The 3,037-nt window shown below is 73.2% G+C and carries 4 protein-coding genes; all 4 read left to right on the top strand.

Going from position 1 to position 3,037, the window contains the following annotated elements; all coding sequences use genetic code 11:
- Nucleotides 1-114: 114 nt before the first annotated feature.
- Entirely contained in the window at nt 115-603 is a 489-nt protein-coding gene (locus AB8Z36_RS36635) for a hypothetical protein (RefSeq protein ID WP_369217706.1), read from the top strand.
- A gap of 82 nt (nt 604-685) precedes the next feature.
- On the top strand, nt 686-1,978 hold the full coding sequence (locus AB8Z36_RS36630) for a glutamate-5-semialdehyde dehydrogenase (RefSeq protein WP_369217705.1): 1,293 nt from the start codon (nt 686-688) through the stop codon (nt 1,976-1,978).
- Nucleotides 1,979-2,028: 50 nt separating this feature from the next.
- Nucleotides 2,029-2,637 (top strand): SCO2584 family spore wall biosynthesis protein, encoded by a 609-nt coding sequence (locus AB8Z36_RS36625; protein WP_369217704.1) that lies wholly within the window; start codon nt 2,029-2,031, stop codon nt 2,635-2,637.
- 121 nt (nt 2,638-2,758) lie between these two features.
- A partial coding sequence (locus AB8Z36_RS36620) for an SCO2583/SCO2584 N-terminal domain-containing protein (protein ID WP_440582099.1) occupies nt 2,759-3,037 on the top strand: 279 nt, incomplete at its 3' end.

Below are 3,037 nucleotides of genomic sequence, written 5' to 3'. Positions count from 1 at the left end.
AGGTGAAACTCCCCAAAACCGCCCCGCGAGCCCGCTTGGCCTGCTCAACTTTGTCGAGAACGGTTCCGCGGAACCGTTGCGAATCCGCATCGCCATTGCGTAAAGGAGGCCGTCGTGAGACGAGTGCGCCCTGGGGCGGCGTCCCGCGGCTCCGCCGAGCGGGCGCTGACGAGCGTCGCCGCCGGTGAGGCGTACGAGGGCGAGCCGCGGACCGCGCCGGAGAGCGTCGCGCGCGAGAGCCGGGACGGCGAGCCGGTGGAGGCGCCCCGCCTCTGGCACGTCACGCTGAGCGTCTCGGGCGCCGAGGCCCCGCTCCCAGAGCTCAGGCGCGGTCTGGAACAGCTCGCCCACGACCACCCCTTCCTGCTCACCAGCCGGTACGCGCCCGACCACGCCGAGATCCGCTACTGGGAAGAGGCCCGCGACCTGCACGACGCGGCGGCCGTCGCCCTGCGCCTGTGGGGCGAGCACCGCCAGAGCGCACGGCTGCCCCCGTGGGAGATCGTCGGGCTCGAAGTGATCGACCGCGACACCTACCACCAGCGCGTGGCGGAGGGCTACGGACCACTGCCCGCCACCCCGGTCGGCGTGCACCCCTTTTGAGCCGTCGTCGCGGCGCCGCCCCCCGGTCTCGGGGACTGGAATACCGGGTGGACGCCCCTCGCGCGGGCATTACCCTGCGGACATGACGTCGCTCACTCCCGTCTCGCCGTACGACAACCTCTCGCCGGTCGCCCAGGCCGCCTATCGCGCCCGTGGCGCCGCCGCGACGCTCGCGCCCCTGCCACGCGCCGCGAAGGACGACGCGCTCCTCGCGATCGCCGACGCCCTTGAGGTGCGCACCAGCGAGATCGTCGCGGCCAACGCCGAGGACATCGCGCGCGCCCGCGAGGCGGGCACCGGTGAGGGCATCGTCGACCGGCTCACCCTGACCCCCGAGCGCGTCCGCGCCATCGCCGCCGACGTGCGCGACGTGGCCGCCCTGCCGGACCCGGTCGGCGAGATCGTCCGCGGCTCCACGCTCCCCAACGGCATCGACCTGCGCCAGGTCCGCGTCCCCCTCGGTGTCGTCGGCATCATCTACGAAGCCCGCCCGAACGTCACCGTGGACGCCGCCGCCCTCTGCCTGAAGTCGGGCAACGCCGTCCTGCTCCGCGGCTCCTCATCGGCGTACGCGTCGAACACCGCCCTCGTGCGCGTCCTGCGCGACGCCGTGCACGGCGCGGGGCTGCCCGCGGACGCCGTCCAGCTCGTCCCCGGCGAGAACCGCGACTCGGTGCGCGAGCTAATGCGCGCCCGCGGCCTCGTCGACGTGCTCATTCCGCGCGGCGGCGCCTCCCTGATCAAGACGGTCGTCGAGGAGTCCACCGTCCCGGTCATCGAGACGGGCACCGGCAACTGCCATGTGTACGTGGACGCCGCCGCCGACCTCGACATGGCCGTCGACATCCTGATCAACTCCAAGGCGCAGCGTCCCAGCGTCTGCAACGCCGCCGAGACGCTGCTGGTGCACCGCGACATCGCCGACGCCTTCCTGCCGCGCGCCCTTGACGCCCTCGCCGAGGCCGGTGTCACCGTCCACGCCGACGAGCGCGTCCTCACCCACGCCGAGGCGAGCAAGGCCACCGTCGTCCCCGCCACCACCGAGGACTGGGAGACGGAGTACCTCTCGTACGACATCGCGGCCGCCGTGGTCGACACCCTGGAGCAGGCCGTCGAGCACATCCGCCTGTGGACCTCGGGCCACACGGAGGCCATCGTCACCACCTCGCAGCAGGCGGCCCGCCGCTTCACCCAGCTCGTGGACTCCACCACCGTCGCCGTGAACGCCTCGACGCGCTTCACCGACGGCGGTCAGTTCGGCTTCGGCGCCGAGATCGGCATCTCCACGCAGAAGCTGCACGCGCGCGGACCGATGGGCCTGCCCGAGCTGACCTCCACCAAGTACATCGTCACGGGAGACGGCCACATCCGTTGAATTCCCTTGTGCCCTGCCCAAATTGACCGATCCAGGTCTAGGCTGGAGGGGTGCCGGAGGACGTGGGGGGCACGCCGTCGTTCCCTGACGGCTGGGAGCCCGACGACGACCACGACCGCGGGGGTGCGGACGAAGAGTTCGCCTCCGTGGTCTTCGACGAGGACTTCGTACGGGCCGCCGAGATCCATGAACCGTCCGCCGTGGAGCGGCTCCTCGCCGCAGCCCAGGCACGCGCGGAGGCCACCGAGGCGGAGAACCGCAGGGCCCGCATGCGCGGCCCGGCCCCCGACGCCCCGGACGACGAGTACTACGACGACGGATTCGACCCCGAAGAGGGCGAGTTCGGCCACGACGACCTCGACGAGGCCTACGAACACGACCCCGGCGACCGGAGGTACGGCCGCCCGGGCCGCCGCCTCGGCCGGGCCCGCTGGCACCGCCCCGTCGCCTGGATGCTCGCCCTGCTGATGGGCGTCGGCATGGTCGCCCTCGCCTTCACCGCGGTCTACCGGGGCGCCTCGTCGGGCCGCCAGGACCAGGTGCCCGCCCCCGCCTCCACGGAGGTCGGACCGAGCCCCGACAGCGAGGTCGCGGTCAGCCCGTCGGCCTCCGCCGAGTTCGGCCGCCCCGCGGTGCCCGCGGTGCCGCGCACGCCCTGAGCGGGCCGCCGCCGCCCGTGCGCACCGGCGCACGCGCGCGTGGGACCGCGCGTGAGGTGTTGTCAGAAGTTGTCGTGTACCAGGGCGTTCACCTGGCGGTCGGGAGACCTACCCTGAGGGTATGGGCGGGCCAGGAGACCCACCGGCGGGCACACCCGAGGGCGCTCCCGGCGGCGGCGAGGACGAGTACCGATCCGTCGTCTTCGACGAGTCGTTCGTCCGCGCTGCGCGTCTCCAGGAGTACTCCGCGCGGGAGCGCATGATCGACCACGCGCGTGCCGTGCGGCGCCGCCCCGCCATGGCCCGCCCCGGCCTCCGCCGTGGCCTCTCCCGCCAGGCCATGATCCTCGTCGTGCTGATCACGGTGGCCTTCGGCACGGCGATCTACATGGGCGTGCGC

Origin of the sequence: Streptomyces flavofungini, from assembly GCF_041028215.1 — a bacterium.
Lineage (GTDB): Bacteria > Actinomycetota > Actinomycetes > Streptomycetales > Streptomycetaceae > Streptomyces > Streptomyces flavofungini_B.
The sequence above is the reverse complement of the archived record's forward strand: the minus strand, read 5'-3'. Positions and strand labels throughout refer to the sequence as shown.

Coding starts and splice junctions, on each gene's coding strand:
- AB8Z36_RS36630 (WP_369217705.1), top strand. CDS start 686: ATGACGTCGCTCACTCCCGTCTCGCCGTACGACAACCTCTCGCCGGTC.